The sequence below is a fragment of the Haliscomenobacter sp. genome (assembly GCF_040403615.1).
Taxonomy (GTDB): domain Bacteria; phylum Bacteroidota; class Bacteroidia; order Chitinophagales; family Saprospiraceae; genus Haliscomenobacter.
Window position 1 is genome coordinate 13,863 of record NZ_JBBAKG010000016.1, and the last position, 19,400, is coordinate 33,262.

21 protein-coding genes are annotated in these 19,400 nt (G+C 45.3%); 13 read left to right on the forward strand and 8 right to left on the reverse strand.

Features of this window, described 5'->3' with window-relative positions:
* Positions 1-61: 61 nt before the first annotated feature.
* From ABW391_RS07330 to ABW391_RS07340, 3 genes are read right to left on the reverse strand one after another with little or no spacing between them, the layout of a single operon-like run.
* A complete protein-coding gene (locus ABW391_RS07330) occupies positions 62-601 on the reverse strand; it encodes a GDYXXLXY domain-containing protein (RefSeq protein WP_353481194.1) in 540 nt (179 codons plus the stop codon).
* Entirely contained in the window at positions 598-1,893 is a 1,296-nt protein-coding gene (locus ABW391_RS07335) for a DUF2157 domain-containing protein (protein ID WP_353481195.1), read from the reverse strand. The genes ABW391_RS07330 and ABW391_RS07335 overlap by 4 nt, the downstream gene beginning before the upstream one ends.
* A gap of 33 nt (positions 1,894-1,926) precedes the next feature.
* The gene (locus ABW391_RS07340) at positions 1,927-3,270 is read right to left on the reverse strand and encodes a type III secretion system chaperone family protein (RefSeq protein ID WP_353481196.1); all 1,344 of its coding nucleotides are present in this window, start codon (positions 3,268-3,270) and stop codon (positions 1,927-1,929) included.
* Positions 3,271-3,401: 131 nt separating this feature from the next.
* Here ABW391_RS07340 and ABW391_RS07345 point away from each other — a divergent pair, with 131 nt between their 5' ends.
* From ABW391_RS07345 to ABW391_RS07370, 6 genes are all read left to right on the forward strand, one after another.
* A complete protein-coding gene (locus ABW391_RS07345; protein WP_353481197.1) occupies positions 3,402-4,391 on the forward strand; it encodes a GSCFA domain-containing protein in 990 nt (329 codons plus the stop codon).
* 5 nt (positions 4,392-4,396) lie between these two features.
* Positions 4,397-5,833 carry a T9SS type A sorting domain-containing protein gene (locus tag ABW391_RS07350; RefSeq protein WP_353481198.1) on the forward strand — a complete coding sequence of 479 codons (1,437 nt, stop codon included), beginning with the start codon at positions 4,397-4,399 and terminating at the stop codon, positions 5,831-5,833.
* 168 nt (positions 5,834-6,001) lie between these two features.
* Complete coding sequence (locus ABW391_RS07355; RefSeq protein WP_353481199.1) at positions 6,002-6,475, forward strand: hypothetical protein; 474 nt, start codon at positions 6,002-6,004, stop codon at positions 6,473-6,475.
* A gap of 179 nt (positions 6,476-6,654) precedes the next feature.
* Entirely contained in the window at positions 6,655-7,899 is a 1,245-nt protein-coding gene (locus ABW391_RS07360; protein WP_353481200.1) for an NAD(P)/FAD-dependent oxidoreductase, read from the forward strand.
* Positions 7,900-8,243: 344 nt separating this feature from the next.
* Complete coding sequence (locus ABW391_RS07365) at positions 8,244-9,236, forward strand: succinylglutamate desuccinylase/aspartoacylase family protein (RefSeq protein WP_353481201.1); 993 nt, start codon at positions 8,244-8,246, stop codon at positions 9,234-9,236.
* Between the two features lie 61 nt (positions 9,237-9,297).
* A complete protein-coding gene (locus tag ABW391_RS07370; protein ID WP_353481202.1) occupies positions 9,298-10,479 on the forward strand; it encodes a glycosyltransferase family 87 protein in 1,182 nt (393 codons plus the stop codon).
* 6 nt (positions 10,480-10,485) lie between these two features.
* Here ABW391_RS07370 and ABW391_RS07375 read toward each other — a convergent pair whose 3' ends face one another.
* Positions 10,486-10,980 (reverse strand): Lrp/AsnC family transcriptional regulator, encoded by a 495-nt coding sequence (locus ABW391_RS07375; RefSeq protein WP_353481203.1) that lies wholly within the window; start codon positions 10,978-10,980, stop codon positions 10,486-10,488.
* A 241-nt stretch (positions 10,981-11,221) separates the two neighbouring features.
* On the opposite strand from ABW391_RS07375, the gene ABW391_RS07380 reads away from it, so the two are divergent.
* Positions 11,222-11,566 (forward strand): rhodanese-like domain-containing protein, encoded by a 345-nt coding sequence (locus ABW391_RS07380; RefSeq protein ID WP_353481204.1) that lies wholly within the window; start codon positions 11,222-11,224, stop codon positions 11,564-11,566.
* 129 nt (positions 11,567-11,695) lie between these two features.
* Positions 11,696-12,691, forward strand: coding sequence for a S1C family serine protease (locus tag ABW391_RS07385; protein WP_353481205.1), 996 nt, complete (start codon positions 11,696-11,698; stop codon positions 12,689-12,691).
* 139 nt (positions 12,692-12,830) lie between these two features.
* On the opposite strand, the gene ABW391_RS07390 is transcribed toward ABW391_RS07385, so the two are convergent.
* The 3 genes from ABW391_RS07390 to ABW391_RS07400 all read right to left on the reverse strand — a co-directional run bounded on the left by ABW391_RS07390 (position 12,831) and on the right by ABW391_RS07400 (position 14,702).
* A complete protein-coding gene (locus ABW391_RS07390) occupies positions 12,831-13,415 on the reverse strand; it encodes a Crp/Fnr family transcriptional regulator (RefSeq protein ID WP_353481206.1) in 585 nt (194 codons plus the stop codon).
* A 130-nt stretch (positions 13,416-13,545) separates the two neighbouring features.
* Positions 13,546-14,061 carry a YeeE/YedE family protein gene (locus tag ABW391_RS07395; RefSeq protein WP_353481207.1) on the reverse strand — a complete coding sequence of 172 codons (516 nt, stop codon included), beginning with the start codon at positions 14,059-14,061 and terminating at the stop codon, positions 13,546-13,548.
* Positions 14,062-14,072: 11 nt separating this feature from the next.
* On the reverse strand, positions 14,073-14,702 hold the full coding sequence (locus tag ABW391_RS07400; RefSeq protein ID WP_353481208.1) for a YeeE/YedE family protein: 630 nt from the start codon (positions 14,700-14,702) through the stop codon (positions 14,073-14,075).
* Positions 14,703-15,095: 393 nt separating this feature from the next.
* Between ABW391_RS07400 and ABW391_RS07405 the strand changes: the two genes are divergently transcribed.
* The 4 genes from ABW391_RS07405 to ABW391_RS07420 all read left to right on the forward strand — a co-directional run bounded on the left by ABW391_RS07405 (position 15,096) and on the right by ABW391_RS07420 (position 17,490).
* Positions 15,096-15,851 carry a ParA family protein gene (locus ABW391_RS07405; protein ID WP_353481209.1) on the forward strand — a complete coding sequence of 252 codons (756 nt, stop codon included), beginning with the start codon at positions 15,096-15,098 and terminating at the stop codon, positions 15,849-15,851.
* Positions 15,848-16,351 (forward strand): hypothetical protein, encoded by a 504-nt coding sequence (locus ABW391_RS07410; RefSeq protein ID WP_353481210.1) that lies wholly within the window; start codon positions 15,848-15,850, stop codon positions 16,349-16,351. The genes ABW391_RS07405 and ABW391_RS07410 overlap by 4 nt, the downstream gene beginning before the upstream one ends.
* Before the next feature lie 81 nt (positions 16,352-16,432).
* Positions 16,433-16,867 carry a hypothetical protein gene (locus ABW391_RS07415; protein WP_353481211.1) on the forward strand — a complete coding sequence of 145 codons (435 nt, stop codon included), beginning with the start codon at positions 16,433-16,435 and terminating at the stop codon, positions 16,865-16,867.
* A 5-nt stretch (positions 16,868-16,872) separates the two neighbouring features.
* Positions 16,873-17,490, forward strand: a complete 618-nt coding sequence (locus ABW391_RS07420; RefSeq protein WP_353481212.1) for an SCO family protein — start codon at positions 16,873-16,875, stop codon at positions 17,488-17,490.
* 70 nt (positions 17,491-17,560) lie between these two features.
* Here ABW391_RS07420 and ABW391_RS07425 read toward each other — a convergent pair whose 3' ends face one another.
* Entirely contained in the window at positions 17,561-18,250 is a 690-nt protein-coding gene (locus ABW391_RS07425; RefSeq protein ID WP_353481213.1) for a porin family protein, read from the reverse strand.
* A 315-nt stretch (positions 18,251-18,565) separates the two neighbouring features.
* Here ABW391_RS07425 and ABW391_RS07430 point away from each other — a divergent pair, with 315 nt between their 5' ends.
* Positions 18,566-19,273, forward strand: coding sequence for a DUF4197 domain-containing protein (locus ABW391_RS07430; RefSeq protein WP_353481214.1), 708 nt, complete (start codon positions 18,566-18,568; stop codon positions 19,271-19,273).
* The last annotated feature ends 127 nt before the right edge of the window (positions 19,274-19,400 follow it).

The window sequence follows — 19,400 nt, forward strand, 5'->3', positions numbered from 1 at the left end:
AACAAGTCTGAAGACGTTGAACCAGCAGTCCGCTGCCGTGCAAGACTTGCGCCAGCGGAGTTTACTTTGCCAATTCCCGCAGGGACTTCCCTTTCACAAACACATCACTCAATACCGCATTGCCTTGGTATACATGCACGAGGGCATAACCAGCATTTGCCCTCCGGTAGATTCTTTCCGCTTTGGGTGCTTTGTTTTCTTCCATGAAGAATTTGCTGAAAGGGTAATAAATGGTGAGCTCATTTTCCCAGACATAGCTCACTTTGGCTTTGATAAAAGGAGTATCCTCGGCGGGTGCAGTATGGCTCAATCCCTTTATTTCTGCGTAGCCATTTCCGTCTTGGCCAATCAAAACGAATACGGGGTCATTTTTTTTCCAGGAATGCTGTGCATTGGTATCTAGGTTGAACTGGCTGGCGGTAAAATTGAGCGCTACATACCGCCCCCGGAAAGGATCGGCAGGATCTACCGGACGGGTTTCAAATTTAAAGGCCGTTCCCAACCACAGGGCTTTATTGCTGTCGAAAACCATTTTGCCTGGAAAATACAGCTGAATCAAGGCTACCACTACAAAAAGGCCAAACCGATAAGTCGTTTTCATGCTTTTTTCTTTTTGATCAACCAATAATTGCTCAGGAAAAACCCAACGCCCACTACGATGAACAAGATCCCACGCACCACAAAGTCGATTTTGAGGTCAAAAAACCGACAAATCAATAGTGCGGTTAAAGTCAGTAACCCCACGTTGAGGGTGGCAACGGAATTGGTACGACTGCCTTCCACTACGGTAGCAATCCCTAAGCCCAATACCAGCAGATTGTCCAAAACGGCACTCCAAAATGGATTAATGAAGGAAAGGAAAAAAAGGAATGCAAACACAAAGGGCAGAACATTAAACAGCTTGAAAATGTTAACGCCCCTCGTTTCTTTAAGCCAGAACATCAATCCCACCGATAAAAGTGTCAGCCCCAAAAACCAGAAAAATTCAACACTGGTCAGAAGCGACCAAGATTCCTTGTCTAAATTTAACACCCCCCAGGCCCAGAGAAAACTGAACCACATCAAGATCCCGATAGGGCCAAGTTTGCCAGCCAGTTGATACCCGGAAATATTGCTTTCACTCCGCCAGGTCTTGATCCAGGTGCCGACCAAATGCAGCAATCCAAATAAGCTCATGTAAGCCAGGTACAGGATAGAGCCGTGTTGATGCGATTCGGTACCCAACATGATTACCAGGGAGATTGGTACGATAAAGTGATGAAAATTGGTAAAATTGCCTACTGGTGCTCGGCGCACCAGTAGGTAGTAATATGGAATACCTCCAAGAACAAACAGCCAATAATAAGAAGCTGAGGCCGAAGACATATGACTCCACTCAAAATAACCTGCCTGGCAACCGTAATAAGTCGCGCCGCACCAAAACAACAAAGAAGCCATAGAGGAATTGAGCAAATAAACTAGCGGAAGGCTGAGCAGTGTCCACCAAAACAAAAAAGAACTCAAATCTCCCAGCAAATTGTAAATCTGACTGACCAGAGAGATGCTTGCTCCAATCGACAGGGTCAGGAATACCGCGCTGGCCTCCTGCCAAACCACGTTGCCTGGCTTGCGCAAAATGGTGAACCCGGCAAACAATTGTCCGATGATCAGCGGGAGGAAGGCAAAAGCAGTTTTGGTAAGTTGATTGTATTTGTCCCAATTGTGGGCAATAATCAAGATGATTCCCAATCCGGTGAGCAATGCGCCTAAAATGGCAAAAACCAGCAGCAAACGATTGGGGGTTTGGTCCCGTTTCTGCTCAAAATAAACCTCAATGGCGCTGGCCGTTTCGGTGGTGATGAGCCCTGCTTCAACCAGTTCGGGAAGGGCATTGATAACGGATTTTGCTGACATGCTTAATAGGGTTTATGTGTTTTTCCTTCACTACTAGTTTATATCCAAACCTTTCATCATGGCTAAATAAGTACGGGCAAAGTTTGGCAAAGAGCTAAAGTCTACTTCGCTTAGCCGCGGAGCAAATCGAGGGAATTTCTCTTGATTGTCCTCCACAATGTTTTCAATTGCGCGTTTGATGGCCCTGCGATTGGGGATGCCGGTAGCAAGATCGAGAAAATCATTTTTGAAGCCCAATGCCCGAAAATACCCAGATTCTGTGACCTGCATGTACAAGTGCAACAGATCCCGATCGGGTTTTGGGAGTGCGTAATTGAACAAACCCGAACTAACAATAAACCCAGGGATGGACAGCGCCACTTTAGGATAACCATTTTCGCAGTACCAGTCCATTTGCGGCAATTCCGTATCGATCAGAGATACCAATTTGTCGTGGGTTACCGGAGTCGTAATGCCAAACGTGCAGCGCACTCGATACAGCTCTTTGAAAAACTCTTCTTTGGGGCGTTCCAGCAATTTTTGTAGGTCTTTGGCCAGCGCAAGGTTTTTATCAATATTGGTCTTGTTCTCTTTGGTAAAATACTGCCGTTGGATGCGTTCCAACTCTTCCATCATGTAACCCTCTGGTTTGATCAGGTAATCAAGTTTGAACACCAGGTGCAACAAAAGATAAGCGATGGCGCCAGGGTATTGTTCCCGATTCAGTGGGCCCTGATTGACTTCAAAGATGGTATTGGTGATTTCTTCCTGGATAAATTTGTACTTTGCTTCTTTTTCTGCTAGCGGAATTTCTTGCAAATGATCGGCCTCTACTGCATGCAACATTTTGAATTCATCCAGCAAGAGATCATCTTGTTTGTCGGCATTGATGGCCAGTTCGCGCAACGCCTTGTACAACTTATGCGGCGATGCGTCCACTTTTGGTGTATCAAAAAGAATGGTAAGGTGATTGTCAGGGTCAAGCGCAAAGCGGCTAAATTGCAGGATAAAGTTGCGTTCAATCAATCGACGCATGAAACCAACATTCAGGGCTTGAGAGTAGGCGATTCTGGATTCTACCTGGAACTTGTCCTCATTGGCGAATCCAGTAATTTTTTTTGAGCCCTGGTGAAATTCAAAACGCAGCACGCCATTGTCTGTCCACCAGCGTATATTGTCTTCGTTTTCGTCACGCAAATATTGAAAAAATGCTCGGTAAGCATCAAAAAATTTACCTTCCTCAAACAATGCAAGGGACTGTTCCCAGGCTTGATAGTTGAGCGGGGGTTTGTACGAATCGGTGTATCGGCCGAATTTAATGCTCAATAACTCGGGAGAAACATCCGTATTGGAAACTCTAAACAGTCGATCAAATAGACCCATGACCAGTATGTCCAAAATTTTGAATTGGTTTTGGCGATGAAAATTACAACAAATTGAATAAAATTGTTGATCTAAGCGAAAAAAACACTTGATTTCCTGCGCATGCATTTTTAAATGAGTGTGTAAGAAGTATCAAACCGATGAAAATGGAGCACTTTCGCAGTATTCTGCCGCCAATGGCTTACCCGTTTCAACTGAGTTACGCTGACCATTTTATGGGTGTAGGTTCCTGTTTTGTGGAAGAAATGGGTCAAAGATTGCAGGACCTGAAATTTTCAACCCAGTTCAATCCCCAAGGCATTGTTTTTAATCCTGCATCGGTAGCACTGAGTCTGGAAAGGCTGCTCGTTCCCAAAATATACCAAGCAGAAGAATTATTTCAGCACCAAGGACTTTGGCACAGTTTCGACCACCACGGTCGTTTTTCTTCCCCATCACCAGAAGACACCCTGCAGCAGATTCACCAAGCTCAGTCCGAGGGACAACTCCAACTCCAAAAAGCCACTATTTTGCTGCTTACCCTGGGGAGCGCCAATGTGTGGCAACACCTTGCACAAGGCCGCATTGTCAGCAATTGCCACAAGCTGCCTGGGAATACGTTTCAACGCAAGCGTATGTCGGTAGCCGAAATCGTTGATACGCTGAGCAAAAGTTTACACGCAATCCTGGCCTTGCGGCCGGCCATCAAGATCATCCTCACCGTAAGTCCGGTACGCTATCTCCGGGAAGGCTTAATGGAGAACACCCGCAGCAAAGCCACCTTATTGCTTGCCGTGGAGCAGTTGTGCCAACAATTTGAGCAAGCACACTACTTTCCTGCCTATGAATTGTTGATTGATGACTTGCGCGATTATCGGTTTTATGCCGAAGACTTGGCGCATCCGAGTCATTTGGCAACCCATTACATTTGGGATTACTTCAAGCAATCTTTTTTTGCCCGTGTAGTACTTAACCAATTGCAAGACCTGGAAAAACTGAAACAGGCAACGCTGCATCGCGCCTTGCACCCTGAAAGTGCCAGCCACCAACAATTTATCGCTCAACAACTTGAGTACATTCAACGTTTGGAACATAAGTATCCTGAAATGGATTTTTCAGTCGAAAAAAATATTTTTAATCATCAATTAAAAGCCTGAAGTCAATGAAAAAAAAATTACCTGTACACGGTATGCTGATCATCAGCATGTTGCTATGCACCGCTTTGGGCAATGCCCAAAACCGCCTGATCAAATCCCGGCCAATGGGTACGATCACCAAGGAAGAACTGGCCAAAACCTATGGTCCCCTGGTGCAGTACAGCATTGAAATGTACAAAGTATGGTACCAAACCAAAGGCAGCAACGGACTTACCGATACCGCCTCCGGACTGGTGGTATTCCCGATTGTTCAAAACCAATCCTTTCCGCTGCTTTGCTACCAGCACGGTACCGTTGATGGGCCATTGGATGTTCCCTCTAACCGGGCTGGAGGCTGGGAATTGGCGGGTGTAGCTGCTGCTTTAGGCTATGTTGCTACGGCGCAAGATTATCTGGGTTTGGGCGAATCCAGAGGTTTTCATCCCTATGTGCATGCTGCCACTGAAGCCAGCTCAGGGGTTGATTTGTTGTACGCTACCCGTGAACTCGCCGCCATTCGGAAAGTTTCCTTGAACGGGCAACTCTTTCTCACCGGATATTCTCAGGGTGGACACGCCTCCATGGCGCTACACCGCGAACTGGAACTCAATTACACCAAAGATCTTCCGGTAACTGCCGCTGCGCACCTGTCCGGGCCCTACAGCATTTCTGGCGAAACCTTCAAACGCTTGCTCAGCGATGAACCCTATTATTATGTTGGGTATACCGCTTGGGTGATTTTGTCCTACAATCAGATGTATAAGATTTACGACAAGATTGACAAAATTCTCAAGCAGCCTTACGCAGATATGGCACTGCGTTTTTACCGCAATGAAATTGGCCAATTTGACCTCAACAAACAATTGGTTGATACCTTGACCAGGAAGTATGGAAAACCCATTTCAAGATTGATGATTCAGGATAGCGTGCTTGAAAACCTCAAAAAAAGCCCTAATCATCCATTGCTGAAGGCCATGCGCGACAACGATGTATACAATTGGACACCCAAAGCACCAACCCGCATCTTTTATTGCAAAGCAGATGATCAAGTGACTTACCGAAACAGCATTTTGGCAGATTCTGTAATGCACGTGCTAGGAGCAAAAGACCTGCTTTCTGCCGATGTTAGGAGCGATGCCAACCACGGGCAGTGTGTAGAACCAGCGGTGCTGCAAACGATTTTCTTCTTTGCATCGGTGCGAAGCCGGATTACCAGCGTCAGGGATTTGCCGCAATTGCCCATAAAGATGTACCCCAATCCAGCCCATGAACAAACCCGTTTGGAAGGTTTGCCCAGCCAGGGAGAGGTGATTTTGAGCAACATCCAGGGGCAAATCATTTATCGGAGCAAAGTGAACAATTCTTGGATGGATATTTCTTTGCAAGGCTTAAGTACGGGCTTATATACGCTGCAAGTACTTTCAGGGAAAGGAGCCTGGCAGGGTAAATTGCTGGTGCAATAATCCCAATTTCATCCGCAATTGTCTTTTTCATCAATGCGATTTTGCGAATTAAGCTATAGTCCAATGTTAAGTTTTTCGCAGGGTATTTACTAATTGGGAATAAAAAACTACCTTTGTGTTAAATTAATGTAAACTATTGTTTAACTCCGTGTAAAAAATGTATTTTTGATGGGAAAGAAAAAGGTAATGGAACCTGTGCAGCAAAGCCAGGAAGAGGTAGCGAAACCAACAAGAAAAAAAGGTACCTCCACCAAACCCAAAGAGGCAAAGAAGCCAGTTGTTAAAATCAGTAGCCCCAAAGCGACGGCGTCGACAAAGGCCAAAACAACTGCATCTACGCCTGATGATGTTCAGGTAAAAAGCGCCGAAAAGGCCAAAGTGAAGACCAAGAAAGATGCTCAGCCAAATGTTGCTCCGGTAGCGAAAGGAGAATCACCCAAGCAAAAGGTGAAAGAACTGAAAAAGCAATGGCAGGGTGCTGACGAAAAAGTGAATGAACTGAAGAAAGCCTATAAAAAGCTGAAGAAAAAAGAGGGTAAAGCAAAAGCCAAAGAAAGCATGAGCCCAACCCTCAAAACAGCCAAGGCCGAACGGAAGACACTCAAGCAAGCTGTGAAATCGGCTAAAAAAATACAGGCTTAGTAATTTTTTGCGTCATATTTAGGGTCGCTCCAAGTATGAGAAAGAATTTATAGTAGCTATTGATTCATAATGGTTGGTAAGTTATCGGCGCTGGAGGCTTTGTTCTTCAAGCGCCGTAACTGTTTTTTAAACTCAAAACGTTATTTTTTTTCAAGATATTTGGAAAAAAATAACCAACCGTGAAACTCGAAACCGAAGTATGTATTGTAGGGGCAGGCCCAGGAGGCGTAGCCACTGCACTTAAACTAAGCAACCTTAGCATCCCTTGTATATTGGTGGACAAGTCCAGCTTTCCCCGCGATAAGATCTGTGGCGATGCCATCAGTGGTAAGGTGACCACCCTGCTCAATCGCCTGGATCCAGGCATTATGCAGCGCTTTCATGCCCAACCCATTCAAACCGATGTTTGGGGCGTACGTTTTGTCCCCCCCAATCGCAAAGCCCTCGATATCCCCTTTAAGGCTGGTTATGTGCGCAACGAAAAAATGGCGCCAGGATATGTTTGTAAACGCCTGGAATTCGATAATTTCCTGGTAGAAGAGGTCCGCAAACTCGAAAACGTTCAACTTTTGTTGGAGACTTCCATTGATGAATACGAGCGAAGCGAGACAGGTTTCACCTTGCGAAGCAAAAACCAGAACCTGGAAATAAGCTGCCGTTTGCTTATTGACGCTTCGGGTGCGTACTCCAATTTTAGCAGGCACCATGCTGGATTGGAAAAAGACCCCAAACACTATGCAGCAGCCATTCGGGCTTATTACCGCAACGTGAGTGGAATGGCCCAAGACAACTTCATTGAATTGCATTTCATCAAGAGCGTCACACCAGGTTATTTTTGGATTTTTTCTTTGCCCAATGGAGAGGCAAACGTGGGCATCGGAATGCGCAGCGATATTGTCAAGCGTCGGGGTGTCAACCTACGCAAAGAATTGGAGCGCATCATTGCCGAAGACCCCAGCATCAGTCCTCGGTTCAAAGATGCCGAATTGATCGGAAAATTGGAAGGGTATGGCTTGCCTTTGGGATCCAAAAGTCGGCATATTTCTGGCGATCATTTTATGTTGGTTGGCGATGCTGGGCATTTAATTGACCCTTTGACTGGCGAGGGCATCGGCAATGCCTTCTACAGCGGCATCATCGCGGCAGAGCAAGCAGAGGTTTGTTTGCGGGAGCAAAATTTTTCTAAAGAATTTTTAATTTCGTATGATGTTCGTATTCAACGAGTTTTGGGGTCTGAGATGAAGTTGAGCTACAAAATGCAGCAAATAGGAGGTAACCATTTGCTATTAAATTTCGTAACTAATATTATCCATGGAAATCGAAAACTCCTGGAATATTTTTCGGCGATGTACACCGACTTTGATTTACGCGAGCAATTGGTCAAACCCTGGTTTTGGATTAAGATGTGGTTAAGAAAAAGCTAAATTTAAAGTGCCACACAACCAATTTTGATCAAAGTGAGTCTATATCGGTGTAGCTTTTTTAAATTTGCGAGAGAAATAATATCGATTTTACAATTTCTTTGCAGAAATGGTAGAATTTTAGGAAAAATTTAAGTATTATAGAGGCAATTTTTCCTACTTTCGGATGTTATTCTTTCATACAATATGATTTTAGTCGGCTTAAGTTTCATAAACTAGTGAGTGTAATTCGTGACCTTCCCTTTGGAAGGTCATTTTTTTTGTTTAAACTTACTGCTGTACACAAAGTATGACGCAAAAAATTACTTCCCGATAAGTTAATTTTTCTGCGTTACAAAGACTACATTATGCTTCAGCTTAAGGGGATACCTGGCCAGGGAATAACTCAACTGGATTTGAGTAATACTGCTCCCGGCACCATCGGTGAATACTGGCTTCATCTCATTGACAATGGCATCGGCGAACCTGTTTTTTTGCCCATTATGGTTGCCCGAGGCAAACACGACGGCCCAGTGTTGGGACTTACCGCGGCCATCCACGGCAATGAACTCAATGGCATTCCGGTGATCCAGCGCTTGTTTCGCAACATTGATGTCAAGAAACTGCATGGCACTATTGTGGGTGTTTTGGTGATGAATGTTCCTGGTTTGCTGAGTGAGAAACGGCGCTTCAACGATGGTACCGACCTCAATCGGATTGCGCCGGGCAAACCCGATGGCAATGTGAGCGAAGTGTACATTTACCGTATTGTGGAGCGCATTCTCAAAAAAATGGATTACCTCATCGACCTGCATACCGCCAGCTTTGGCCGGGTCAACTCTTGGTACATCCGGGCAGACATGAATTCCGAAATCACGGCCTGTATGGCCAGACTCCAAAATCCCGACATCATTCTGCACAACAAGCCCAATGATGGTACTTTCAGGGGCGCGGCGAGTTCGTTGGGCATTCCGGCAATTACCCTGGAGTTGCGCGACCCGCATGTGTTTCAGCTTGATGTGATTGAAGGGGCATTGCAAGGCATCAACAATGTGATTTACCACCTCAATATGCTGAAGGGAGACATCATTGTCAATAGTGCCCCGATTGTCCTTTGCCAAAGGTCGTACTGGATGCATACCGACGAAGGGGGCATTTTGCAAGTAATTCCCCGGGTATGTGAAGAAGTAAAAAAAGGCCAACTCATCGCCGAAGTAAGAGGTATTTTTGGAAAACTTGTGCGGGAATACCACGCTCCCGAAGATGGAATCGTGATTGGTAAAAGCGTAGACCCCATCAACCCGACGGGTACCAGAATCATCCATTTGGGCATCAAAACCTCTACCATCGACAATCAGTGATTCAAGTAAACTAAGCCCTGGCAAAAGCCGATTTTTCAAAAATCCATTAGCGTTACTTGTTATGCAGCAAATCATCAGGCTGTTTTTCCAGCCTAGAACCCTCCTGATTTTGTTCTTGTTTCTGGGGGTACTCGCTTCGGTTCAGGCTGTTTTATTGGGCTTGAAAACCTTTGTACCCGATGGTGAACTTTACACCAATTACAACAACTACGTTATTTTTCGGCAATCGTTTTTTCATTTGCTGGAGCAAAAAGACCTTTACATTCTTTATCCCAAAGAGCATTGGGATTTGTACAAGTACAGTCCAACTTTTGCCCTCTTCTTTGGTTTTTTCGCCTACTTACCCGATGTGTTGGGGCTGAGTTTGTGGAACGTACTCAACGCATTCCTCTTGTTTTCAGGCGTAATGGCTTTGCCCAAATTCAGCGATAAGCAAAAAGCCCTGATTTTGTTGGTAGTGGTACTGGAATTGATGACCAGCTTGCAAAATACCCAAAGCAATGCCATGATGGCGGGGCTGTTGATTTGGGCCTTTGCTGCGCTCGAACGGCGGCATTACCTGGCCGCTACGTTTTTCATCATGGCTACGGTGTACATCAAAATCTTTGGCCTGGTGGCTATGGCGATGTTCTTGTTTTACCCGCGCAAAGAACGTTTGGCTTTGTACAGCATCATATGGGCAGTGGTAATGTTGGTTTTACCCCTGGTAGTGGTAGATTGGAATCAACTGAGCTTCTTGTACCAAAGCTGGTTGCGCATGCTACAGGACGACCACAGTGCCTCCTACGGGTTTTCCGTGATGGGCTGGTTGTATACCTGGTTTGGCATTTCTGCCAATAAACTTGTGGTATTGGGTACGGGAGTGCTTTTGTTTTGTTTGCCTTTGCTGCGGATTAGGTTGTATGCCGATTTCAAATTTCGCATCCTCACGCTTTGTTCCACACTCATCTGGGTCATCATTTTTAACCACAAGGCGGAGTCGGCCACTTTTGTGATTGCGATGAGTGGCATTGCCATTTGGTTTTTTGCGCAAGAAAAACTGAGCCTTGAAAACCAGGTTTTATTGGTGCTGGCGGTGGTGTTTACTTCTCTTTCTCCCACGGATTTATTTCCCAGATTTATCCGCAAAGGGATCCTTGAACCTTATGTGGTCAAAGCGGTTCCTTGCATTTTGATCTGGGCAAAAATAATTTGGGAAATGCTGTTCAGTAAACCAACGCTTAAAGAAGTCAATCTGGATTAAAAGAGCTTACTTATGCGCCCCATTTCCATTGGCAGGACTCTCCAACTTCAAACCGGTGGAGTGCTTAATTTCCGACATCACAAAAGAACTTTGGATTTGCCCCAATTCTTCCAGATTGGCCAGGCTATTGACCATAAATTCCTGGTATTCGGCCATGTTGTGTACAATGACCTTGAGTAGGTAATCGAAGGTGCCGGCAATGTGGTAACACTCTACAATTTCTGGAAAGGAGCAAATCTGCTGCTCAAATAATTTGAGTACCTCGCGGTTGTGTTCTTTTAAGGATACATTGCAAAAGACCACTACGTGAAAATCTAATTTGTCTTTGTCAACCAATGCCACATAGCGTTGAATGTACCCTTCTTCTTCCATGCGGCGAATGCGCTCATACACAGGGGTGGCAGTCATGCCCAATTCGGCGGCAATTTCTTTAATGGTATACTTGGCATCCACCTGCAAAAGGTCTAAAATGCGGTAATCAATGTGATCCAGCGTTTTCATACTAATCTCGTATTGGGGGCCTAGTGCAGAGTGGCAGGAAATAAGTCGCTATAGATCCGTACTGAACTGAAGAATTGCTGAAAATTAGGTAAACTATTCCATGTTTTCAGGTCTAGGCGTAAAAATAAATCTAATAACAGCGCTTTTCTTGGAAAAATAAAAGAAACGTCATGATTTGGTCATTATGCGTATCTTGTGGCCAATATAAAAATGCGCATTAAACTGCGAAAATCGAGGAAAAATGAACTTGGATGCTTGTGAAATCAACCGTTGGGAACTCCTGCGTCGGCAGTTGAACAATCTGGATCAACAGCATTTTCAAAATTTGATCCAGGAAAACCCAGATGTAGTTGTTCTGGATGTCAGAACCCAATCTGAATACGAAATTGAGCATTTGCCTGGTGCTATCCATATGAATTATTTCGACTATGACCTTATAGAGCGATTTGAGGCGCTGGACAAATCCAAAACCTACCTCATTTATTGCCGCAGTGGCCGCCGTTCGGTGCGGGTCTGTGTTTTGATGCGCAACAGCGGGTTTACCAATGTATACAACATGGATGGTGGAATGAAAGCCTGGGTGTAATTCGACCCCATCCTGATGTCTAATTGCTAATTTTCTGTCAAAAAGTGTAAGTCTACATTTTTCTGACTAAGAATTTGTGCCACTCTGTCATCTTTTTTTACTTGGTCGGTGTTTTGTTTAGAAAAGGGCATGAACAATCTATCCCATTTCACCCATACCACAACTGCCAACGATGGTCTACTGCTGGATGCATATTCCCAGACCATCACCAGCATCGTTTCTTCCGTTGCTGATTCGGTAGTACACATCGAAGTTCGCAAAAAAAGTACCGACAAAAGGACCAAAGGCGAAAGCCTGGCTGCAGGAACTGGCTCAGGTTTCATCATATCTTCCGATGGATTCATCATCACGAACAACCACGTCGTAGAGGCTGCCGATCAAATTATGGTTTCCTTTACCGATGGTCGGCGGGTCAATGCCGAGGTCAAAGGCCGCGACGCTTCCACCGATATTGCTGTATTGAAGATTGACGAAACAGGCTTAAAAGCTTTGCAACTCGCCAATTCTTCCACCCTGCAAGTAGGCCAAATTGCCGTAGCCATTGGCAATCCGATGGGACTCCAATACACCGTTACAACAGGGGTGGTCAGTGCACTAGGCCGAACCCTGCGCGCCAACAATGGCCGCTTGATTGATGATGTAATCCAAACCGATGCAGCCCTCAATCCGGGCAATAGCGGAGGCCCATTGCTCAATTCACACGCACAGGTCATTGGCGTCAATACCGCCATTGTGGCTTCCGCCCAGGGATTGTGTTTTGCAATAGCTTCCAATTTGGCCGAATACATTGCTGGACAATTGATCCTCAACGGCAATGTAAAACGCGCACAAATTGGCATAGGCGCACAAGGAATCAACCTCAGCAACCGCATGATTGCGGCCAATCGTCTGAATACTTCAACCGGAGTTTACGTCTACGAAATCATTCCCGATGGCCATTTTTACAATCAGCAATTGCGCAAGGGAGACATCATCGTTGAGTTTGAAGGACAACCTGTAGCCTCGGTGGATGATCTGCACCGCATGTTGAATTTTAGTCGAATTGGCAAAAAATCCCAATTGGGGGTTTTGCGCGATGGGCACCGCGTCAATGTGGACGTTATTCCCGGCCAGGTCATGCTGTAGCGGCGACCCTATGTGGTCGCCCGCCCGCAAGGGCAAAAAGACGCCCGCAAGGGTGAAAAGCGCACGCAAGGGTGAAAAGCGCCCGTAAGGGCAAAAAAAATTGATCCCCGTCAGTAGGGGCGACTCTTCGTGGTCGCCCCTACTGATGTCTTTCCGCATCCTTCTTCCGAATCCGACTAAACGTTTCCGGCGTCATCCCCAACATCGACGCCAGGTATTGAAGGGGTACCAGATTAAACAACTCAGGACTTTGGGCAAAAAACTGATGGTAACGCTCCTCGCTGGATAAGGAAAGATGAGTGACAATGCGCTGCTCCAAGATGGTAAAACAACGGGCAAAAAAGAGTTTTTCCAATTCAGGCCATTTGGGCACGACCTGACCAATTTGGGCATAATCCGCTTTAGAAATAACTAATAATTCTGTATCAGTAAGTGCTTGAAGGCTCCAACGTGCAGGCTGTTGAAACAAGAAACTGGCTATATCCACCACAAAATACCCTGGACTGGAGATCCATTTGGTCACTTCTCTTCCTTTGTCGTCGAGCAGGTATTCGCGGATGATGCCGGTTTGAACAAAACCGAGTTGATCAGCGTATTGGCCTTCTTTGAGAAAATACGCCCCTTTGGCCAAGGTTTTGGGTTTAAAGAAAGCCCCAATTTGCTGTAATGTATCAGATGGTACACCAAAGTATGATTGGATGTATTTCTCGAATTCGTTTTGCATGGTGTTTAATATGACGCAAAAAATTACATCCCGATTTTTTGGGAGGCTTTTGAATAGAAAGCTCACTTGAAATGAACCGTTCGACTTCCTATTCAAAACCCAAAATCGGGAAATAATTTTTCTGAGTTGCTTAATGAGGCAAACGATCTCTTAAATACCCGTACACCCAGGTTCCTGCCAGGGCACTGAAAATGGTCACCAGGATGGTCAAGGCTCCAGCCCCAAATTGGGCATACAATGGCCCTGGGCAAGCACCAGTGATGGCCCAACCCAGTCCAAACATTAAGCCGCCATAAATCTGACCTTTATTGAAAGCCCGGTTGTGAAACTCAATGGTTTCACCGTTGATGGTTTTGACTTTGAATCTTTTGAGCAAGAATACCGAAATTGCACCTACAACTACCGCCGTGCCAATCACGCCGTACATGTGGAAGGACTGCAAACGGAACATCTCCTGAATGCGAAACCAGGAAACCACCTCGGCTTTGATCAGGATGACTCCAAAAAGCATGCCCATCAATGCGTATTTCAACTTGCCACCAACGCCTTCTACGCGCTCACTTTCATTGACGCACATGCTGTCCAGGGAGCGTACTTCGTAGTCTGGATTTTGCTCCAATATTGAATTATTTGATTCTTTTACCATTGTCTTACGATTTACAAACCCAATAAAAAGGGTACAATTAAGTTAGCAGAAATGAAACCACCGACCATAAAACAGATCGTAGCGACCAACGATGGCCATTGCAAGTTGCTCAGTCCACTGATGGCATGGCCGCTGGTACAGCCTCCTGCGTAACGGGTGCCAAAACCCACCAAAAATCCACCAACCCCAAAAAAGAAAAACCCTTTGAGGGTAAGCACATTGCTCCAACTAAAGAGCTGATTGGGAACCATATTGCTGAAATCGGTGATGCCGTATTGTGCCAATGAAGCTGCCAATTTCGGGTTAACTACTACATCATTGGGATCGCTCAAAAAATGAGCCGCAACAAAGCCTCCAATGACCACTCCACCCACAAAAAAAAGATTCCAGGCTTCTTTTTTCCAATCGTATTTAAAAAAAGGAAGGTTGGCTGGCACACAAATTGCGCAGATGTGGCGTAGACTGGCCGAGATGCCAAAGCCCTTATTGCCCAAAACGAGCAAGGCCGGTACGGTAAGGCCAATGAGCAGCCCGGATACCGACCAATGCCAGGGTTGCCGAATGAATTCAATTAGTGCTGTCATGTTTGCAGATTTTGTTTCGTGCTTAAAATCTGCTTTGCCAGCAGCCGTAAGCTCCATTAAAAATACACTTTCTTGATAGAATATGTTAATAAATGGCCTGCGAAAGGCCATTTATACAGACAATAAAGACAAATATTCAAGCATTTATAGTGCGAAACCCCATGCTGGAATGTAATGTTGGTCAGTTCGGGCTTTTCAATTGATGGTTTGTGATTCCCATTTCAAAGTAATACAAGTATTACGCTTTGCAAAACAATGTTTAACATAAAGCAATATGTTCGCAGAATGAATTGCCAACAATACGATTTTTTATTTAGATTGCGTTCAGTTATAAAAATCAGCAGCAAATCGCGAAATTTGGCGTTGATTTGAATTTTTGTGCCTAATTTCGTTCGATTGAGGTTGTCCTTTGCAACTTCAAAAGCAGGCACACAGCCATAAGAGATTTATATGGGTATCGTTATTTCACTGCTGAATCATAAAGGTGGTGTAGGCAAAACAACCAGTTCCATCAATATCGGTGCAGGTTTGGTTGAGTTGGGAAAAAAAGTATTGTTGATTGACCTCGATCCGCAGGCCAATCTCACCTTGTCGTTGGGCATGCCTCGACATGCACAATCTATTTACGAAGCCATTCGCGGCGAATCTCCGCTCGTACCTTATCCCGCCAAAGAAAACATGGACATCGTCATTTCTACCCTCGATCTTTCTGGGGCAGAAATGGAATTGATCAACGAGGCGGGGCGGGAATACTTATTGCGGGAACTACTGGAACCGATTCGGGATATTTACGATTACATCATCATCGATTGCCCGCCTTCGCTGGCTTTGTTGACGCTCAATGCACTGGCGGCGAGCGATACGGTATACATTCCCCTGCAAACAGAATTTTTGGCCATGCAAGGTTTGGCCAAAATCAAGCAGGTAATCGACAAGGTGAAATTTCGCCTCAACAAGAACCTGTACATCGGAGGAGTTATTGCCACGATGTACGATGCCCGTAAGGTTTTGAACCGGGATGTTGTGGAAACCATTAAAAAATACTTCGGCGAAATCGTGTTCAAAACCATGATTCGCGACAACGTAGCTCTGGCCGAAGCGCCTTCGCAACGCAAAGACATTTTTTCTTACAGCCCCGGTAGCCCCGGTGCCGAAGATTACCTGAATTTGTGCAAAGAAATCATCGAAAGAACGACTAAATCATGAGTAAAAAAAGATTCACCGATGGATTAGAAAGCCTGCTTAGCATGCCAGCCGAAGATGCTGCGCTGCAACGCAATGCATTGCTATCCTCTGAATCTTCCAGCGGACAGGGCAGTTCCCCCACTGTTGATATCCCGCCTGCAGAAAGCAAAAAAGTTCAAGGCAAGCGTTTTACGGATGATTTGCAGGCTTTTTTGATGGAGGCTTTTGAAGAATCTTTCGATCGGCAGATGCAACACGATCGCTCCCAAGCGGCCGAACCTGAAATAAAAAAGCGCAGTTCCAAGCCCATGGATGGCCTGGATGCCCTCATTCGCTCTACCGTTGAACCCAAAATGCAACTCGATCACCTGGCTACTCGTCGGTTGACTTTGCAATTTGATGAGCGCAAACTGGAAAAGCTAAAGGACATTGCCCGCATGGAAAAAACCCTACTGCGCGACATCATCGACAACATTGTCGAAGATTACATTTCTCGCTGGGAAAAACAGAAGAAAAGCTGAAGGTAGATCCTTTGGATTCTACTTCCCAACTCCTCAACTTTTACTTACCTTTGCAACTCTGATTACCAAAACTTTTACACGATGAAAATACGTCTAATGTTCGCGTCAATGCTGCTGATTGCATTGGCATTCGCTTGTGGTGGCACTGGATCAGGTAGCCCGGAACAACAACTGGAAACGGCAATGATGGCTGAGCACGACAAGGTGATGCCAAAAATGGGAGAAGCCAATAACCTATACAAGGAAATGCGCCAGTACCTCTTTTTGGATACAACCATGACCATGGAAACGCGGGAAAGACTGAGCATGGTGACCGCCAACCTGGGTCAAGCTTCTGAAGGCATGATGAACTGGATGAACGGCATCAGCGACCTGGAAATGAAAAAAAATACCATGAAACCGGAAGAGCTCACTCAATACCTGACCCAGCAAAAAGAAAGCATCACCAAAATCGGTGAATTGATGGACAAAAGTATTGCAGAAGCAAAAACTGCGCTGGCTGAGCGCAAAAAATAAAACCAATGATGCGCAAATGGTTGTTTTGGCTTATCCTACCCATTTTGGCAGGATGCCAATTGGGTGCACCCGATCAAAATGCACCGCTGCCGATTTTAGGAGAAATTGACGTGGTAAATGGTGATACCATTTTCCATTCCATCCGAGATTTTTCCTTTGTCAATCAAGACAGCCAAATCGTCAACAATCAAACTTTTGCTGGAAAGGCTTATGTGGTGGACTTTTTCTTTATTTCTTGTCCTACCATTTGCCCTAAGGTGAAAAAGCAGATGTTGCGCGTGTACGATCGATTCAAAAATGAAGAGAAGCTGGTGTTGCTTTCGCATACCATCGATACCAAGCACGACACCATTCCTCGCCTGAAAAAGTTTGCAAAAGACTTGGGTGTAGGGCTGCCGCAATGGCAATTTGTAACTGGTGTGCAAGACTCCATCTACAGCATTGCCAATGATTATTTCAGCATCGCTCAGGAAGATCCCAATGCTCCAGGTGGCTTTGACCACAGTGGAAGATTGATCCTGGTTGATCCCAAGCGCCACGTTCGCGCCTTTTGTGATGGCACCGACCCCAAATCGGTGGATCAGTTTATGAAGGATGTAGAGCGCTTGTTGAAAGAATTTTAGAAAAAAAAGTAGAGACGCGATGCATCGCGTCCCTACTTTTTTTGCTTGCCGCGATTCGCCGCGCTCTATCCTAGTTCAAAGGCAACGCAAATCCTGCCTGAATCGCAATTCCCCGGCTGCGGAAACTCTCCTTTACTACTGGAATATCCGCATTGGCTGTAAAGCCATATTGATAACGGCCATCCAGGAAGAATCGACCAATTCCTGTGTTGATTTCCATACCCGCACCTGCCAGCGCACCCACTTCCATGCGGTTGTAATTGATGGCATCCAGGTCGATATTGGTTTCAAACAACTTGACGTTGATGATGCCCGTTGTTCTGGCGGTCAGAGTGCTGCTCAGGTTGTAGGCGGCATAAGGTCCAGCTTGTGCATAAAAACGCACCGCATCCTGACCAGATTTTACTTTGAACAACACTGGAAGTTCCAGGGTATTGAAGCGGAAATCGGCACGTCCCCCGAGTGGAATCTTGAAATCACCGATTTTTACATCTTCTTGCAACGCGTATCGGAAACCACGGGCAGCATAACCCAATTCGGCCTGTACCGAAAAGTTGCCGCCAAAATCCAATTCCGCAGATGCTGCAGTGGAATTGCCGAAATTGTACTCTGCTTTGGGCGTCAATTCGCTCAACAATTTAGATTGCTGGATGGTACTCATTTGGAAACCGGAGCGTACCCCTACATGCAAAGTGCTTTGTGCGTAAATACCTGAAGTGAAAGCGAGAAACAAAACGGCCAACAACAATGCATTTTTCATATTCATTTGGTTTTTTTCGTTTGTGATGTTTGATGAAGCAAAGTTGCAGGCATCATTTGTTAAATGGCGTTATGCGCTCGTTAGGATAGATTTAATTTTTTCACATGCTCGTCGTTTTTTGGTTAAGGAATGTTACCGTTTGGCATTCTTGCTTAACGAAATCATAATCTCTCTCGACTCCACAATTTTCAATCAAAACAACCATTTTTACCCCGAAACACTCGTTATCCTGACTTGGAGTGTTACTTCCTCGATTTCAAAGAGTCAAACCATCGAATTTATTTAAATTCCGTCCCTCATTCAAACCAAATGAAAATGATCCAAAGAATCTTTTTTACAGTGGCCTTGGCCTTTTTAGCGTTTTCTTGCGATACCTTATCTAAATTGGTCACTTCCGTTTATTCCGAACCTACCGAAGCCGAAATCGGTTCAGGTTTGAAAGAAGCCCTGGAAGTTGGCATTGGCAAAGGCTCTGATGTCTTGTCTCAGGTAGATGGGTATTTTAAAAGCCCCTACAAGATCTTGCTGCCCGAAGAAGCCCGCAAAATCACCAACAAACTCAAAAACATACCTGGATTTTCGGATTTGGAGAATGTGATTTTGGAAAAAATCAACCGGGGTGCGGAAGATGCTGCCAAGCAAGCCAAGCCCATTTTCGTAAATGCAATTCGCGCCATTACTTTTAGCGATGTGCTCAACATCCTCATGGGCAGCCAGGATGCAGCTACTCAATTCCTCCAGCGCGGTACCAACGATCAATTGTACACCACATTCAGTCCGGTCATCAATACCTCTTTGGATAAATTTGAAGCCCGCAAAATCTGGTCGGACGCCGTCAAGGTGTACAACAAAATCCCTTTGATCGACAAAGCCAATCCAGACCTCGGCGATTACGTAACTCGCGAAGCCCTCAAAGGCATGTTTGCCATGGTGGCCAAAGAAGAACAGAACATCCGCACCAATGTATCGGCGCGGGGAAGTGAATTGCTGCGCAAGGTTTTTGCGAAGCAGGACAAGAAATAGATTGCTTTTTCTTCAGCATCATTCTGATAAGGGGCGATAAAAAAATAAGTGATCATTTTGCCAGAGGATTAGATGAGTAAACGTTTCATTTCAAGTGTCTTATCTAATTCTCTGGCTCAAGAAAAAT

Excerpts from the sequence above, each read along its gene's own strand:
- ABW391_RS07370 (WP_353481202.1), top strand. The coding sequence starts at position 9,298 with ATGCAGCAAATCATCAGGCTGTTTTTCCAGCCTAGAACCCTCCTGATT.
- ABW391_RS07350 (WP_353481198.1), top strand. The coding sequence starts at position 4,397 with ATGAAAAAAAAATTACCTGTACACGGTATGCTGATCATCAGCATGTTG.
- ABW391_RS07400 (WP_353481208.1), bottom strand. The coding sequence starts at position 14,702 with ATGGAGCTTACGGCTGCTGGCAAAGCAGATTTTAAGCACGAAACAAAA.
- ABW391_RS07380 (WP_353481204.1), top strand. The coding sequence starts at position 11,222 with ATGAACTTGGATGCTTGTGAAATCAACCGTTGGGAACTCCTGCGTCGG.
- ABW391_RS07395 (WP_353481207.1), bottom strand. The coding sequence starts at position 14,061 with ATGGTAAAAGAATCAAATAATTCAATATTGGAGCAAAATCCAGACTAC.
- ABW391_RS07385 (WP_353481205.1), top strand. The coding sequence starts at position 11,696 with ATGAACAATCTATCCCATTTCACCCATACCACAACTGCCAACGATGGT.
- ABW391_RS07330 (WP_353481194.1), bottom strand. The coding sequence starts at position 601 with ATGAAAACGACTTATCGGTTTGGCCTTTTTGTAGTGGTAGCCTTGATT.
- ABW391_RS07415 (WP_353481211.1), top strand. The coding sequence starts at position 16,433 with ATGAAAATACGTCTAATGTTCGCGTCAATGCTGCTGATTGCATTGGCA.
- ABW391_RS07410 (WP_353481210.1), top strand. The coding sequence starts at position 15,848 with ATGAGTAAAAAAAGATTCACCGATGGATTAGAAAGCCTGCTTAGCATG.
- ABW391_RS07355 (WP_353481199.1), top strand. The coding sequence starts at position 6,002 with ATGGGAAAGAAAAAGGTAATGGAACCTGTGCAGCAAAGCCAGGAAGAG.
- ABW391_RS07365 (WP_353481201.1), top strand. The coding sequence starts at position 8,244 with ATGCTTCAGCTTAAGGGGATACCTGGCCAGGGAATAACTCAACTGGAT.
- ABW391_RS07430 (WP_353481214.1), top strand. The coding sequence starts at position 18,566 with ATGATCCAAAGAATCTTTTTTACAGTGGCCTTGGCCTTTTTAGCGTTT.
- ABW391_RS07420 (WP_353481212.1), top strand. The coding sequence starts at position 16,873 with ATGATGCGCAAATGGTTGTTTTGGCTTATCCTACCCATTTTGGCAGGA.
- ABW391_RS07425 (WP_353481213.1), bottom strand. The coding sequence starts at position 18,250 with ATGAAAAATGCATTGTTGTTGGCCGTTTTGTTTCTCGCTTTCACTTCA.
- ABW391_RS07390 (WP_353481206.1), bottom strand. The coding sequence starts at position 13,415 with ATGCAAAACGAATTCGAGAAATACATCCAATCATACTTTGGTGTACCA.
- ABW391_RS07375 (WP_353481203.1), bottom strand. The coding sequence starts at position 10,980 with ATGAAAACGCTGGATCACATTGATTACCGCATTTTAGACCTTTTGCAG.
- ABW391_RS07405 (WP_353481209.1), top strand. The coding sequence starts at position 15,096 with ATGGGTATCGTTATTTCACTGCTGAATCATAAAGGTGGTGTAGGCAAA.
- ABW391_RS07345 (WP_353481197.1), top strand. The coding sequence starts at position 3,402 with ATGGAGCACTTTCGCAGTATTCTGCCGCCAATGGCTTACCCGTTTCAA.
- ABW391_RS07335 (WP_353481195.1), bottom strand. The coding sequence starts at position 1,893 with ATGTCAGCAAAATCCGTTATCAATGCCCTTCCCGAACTGGTTGAAGCA.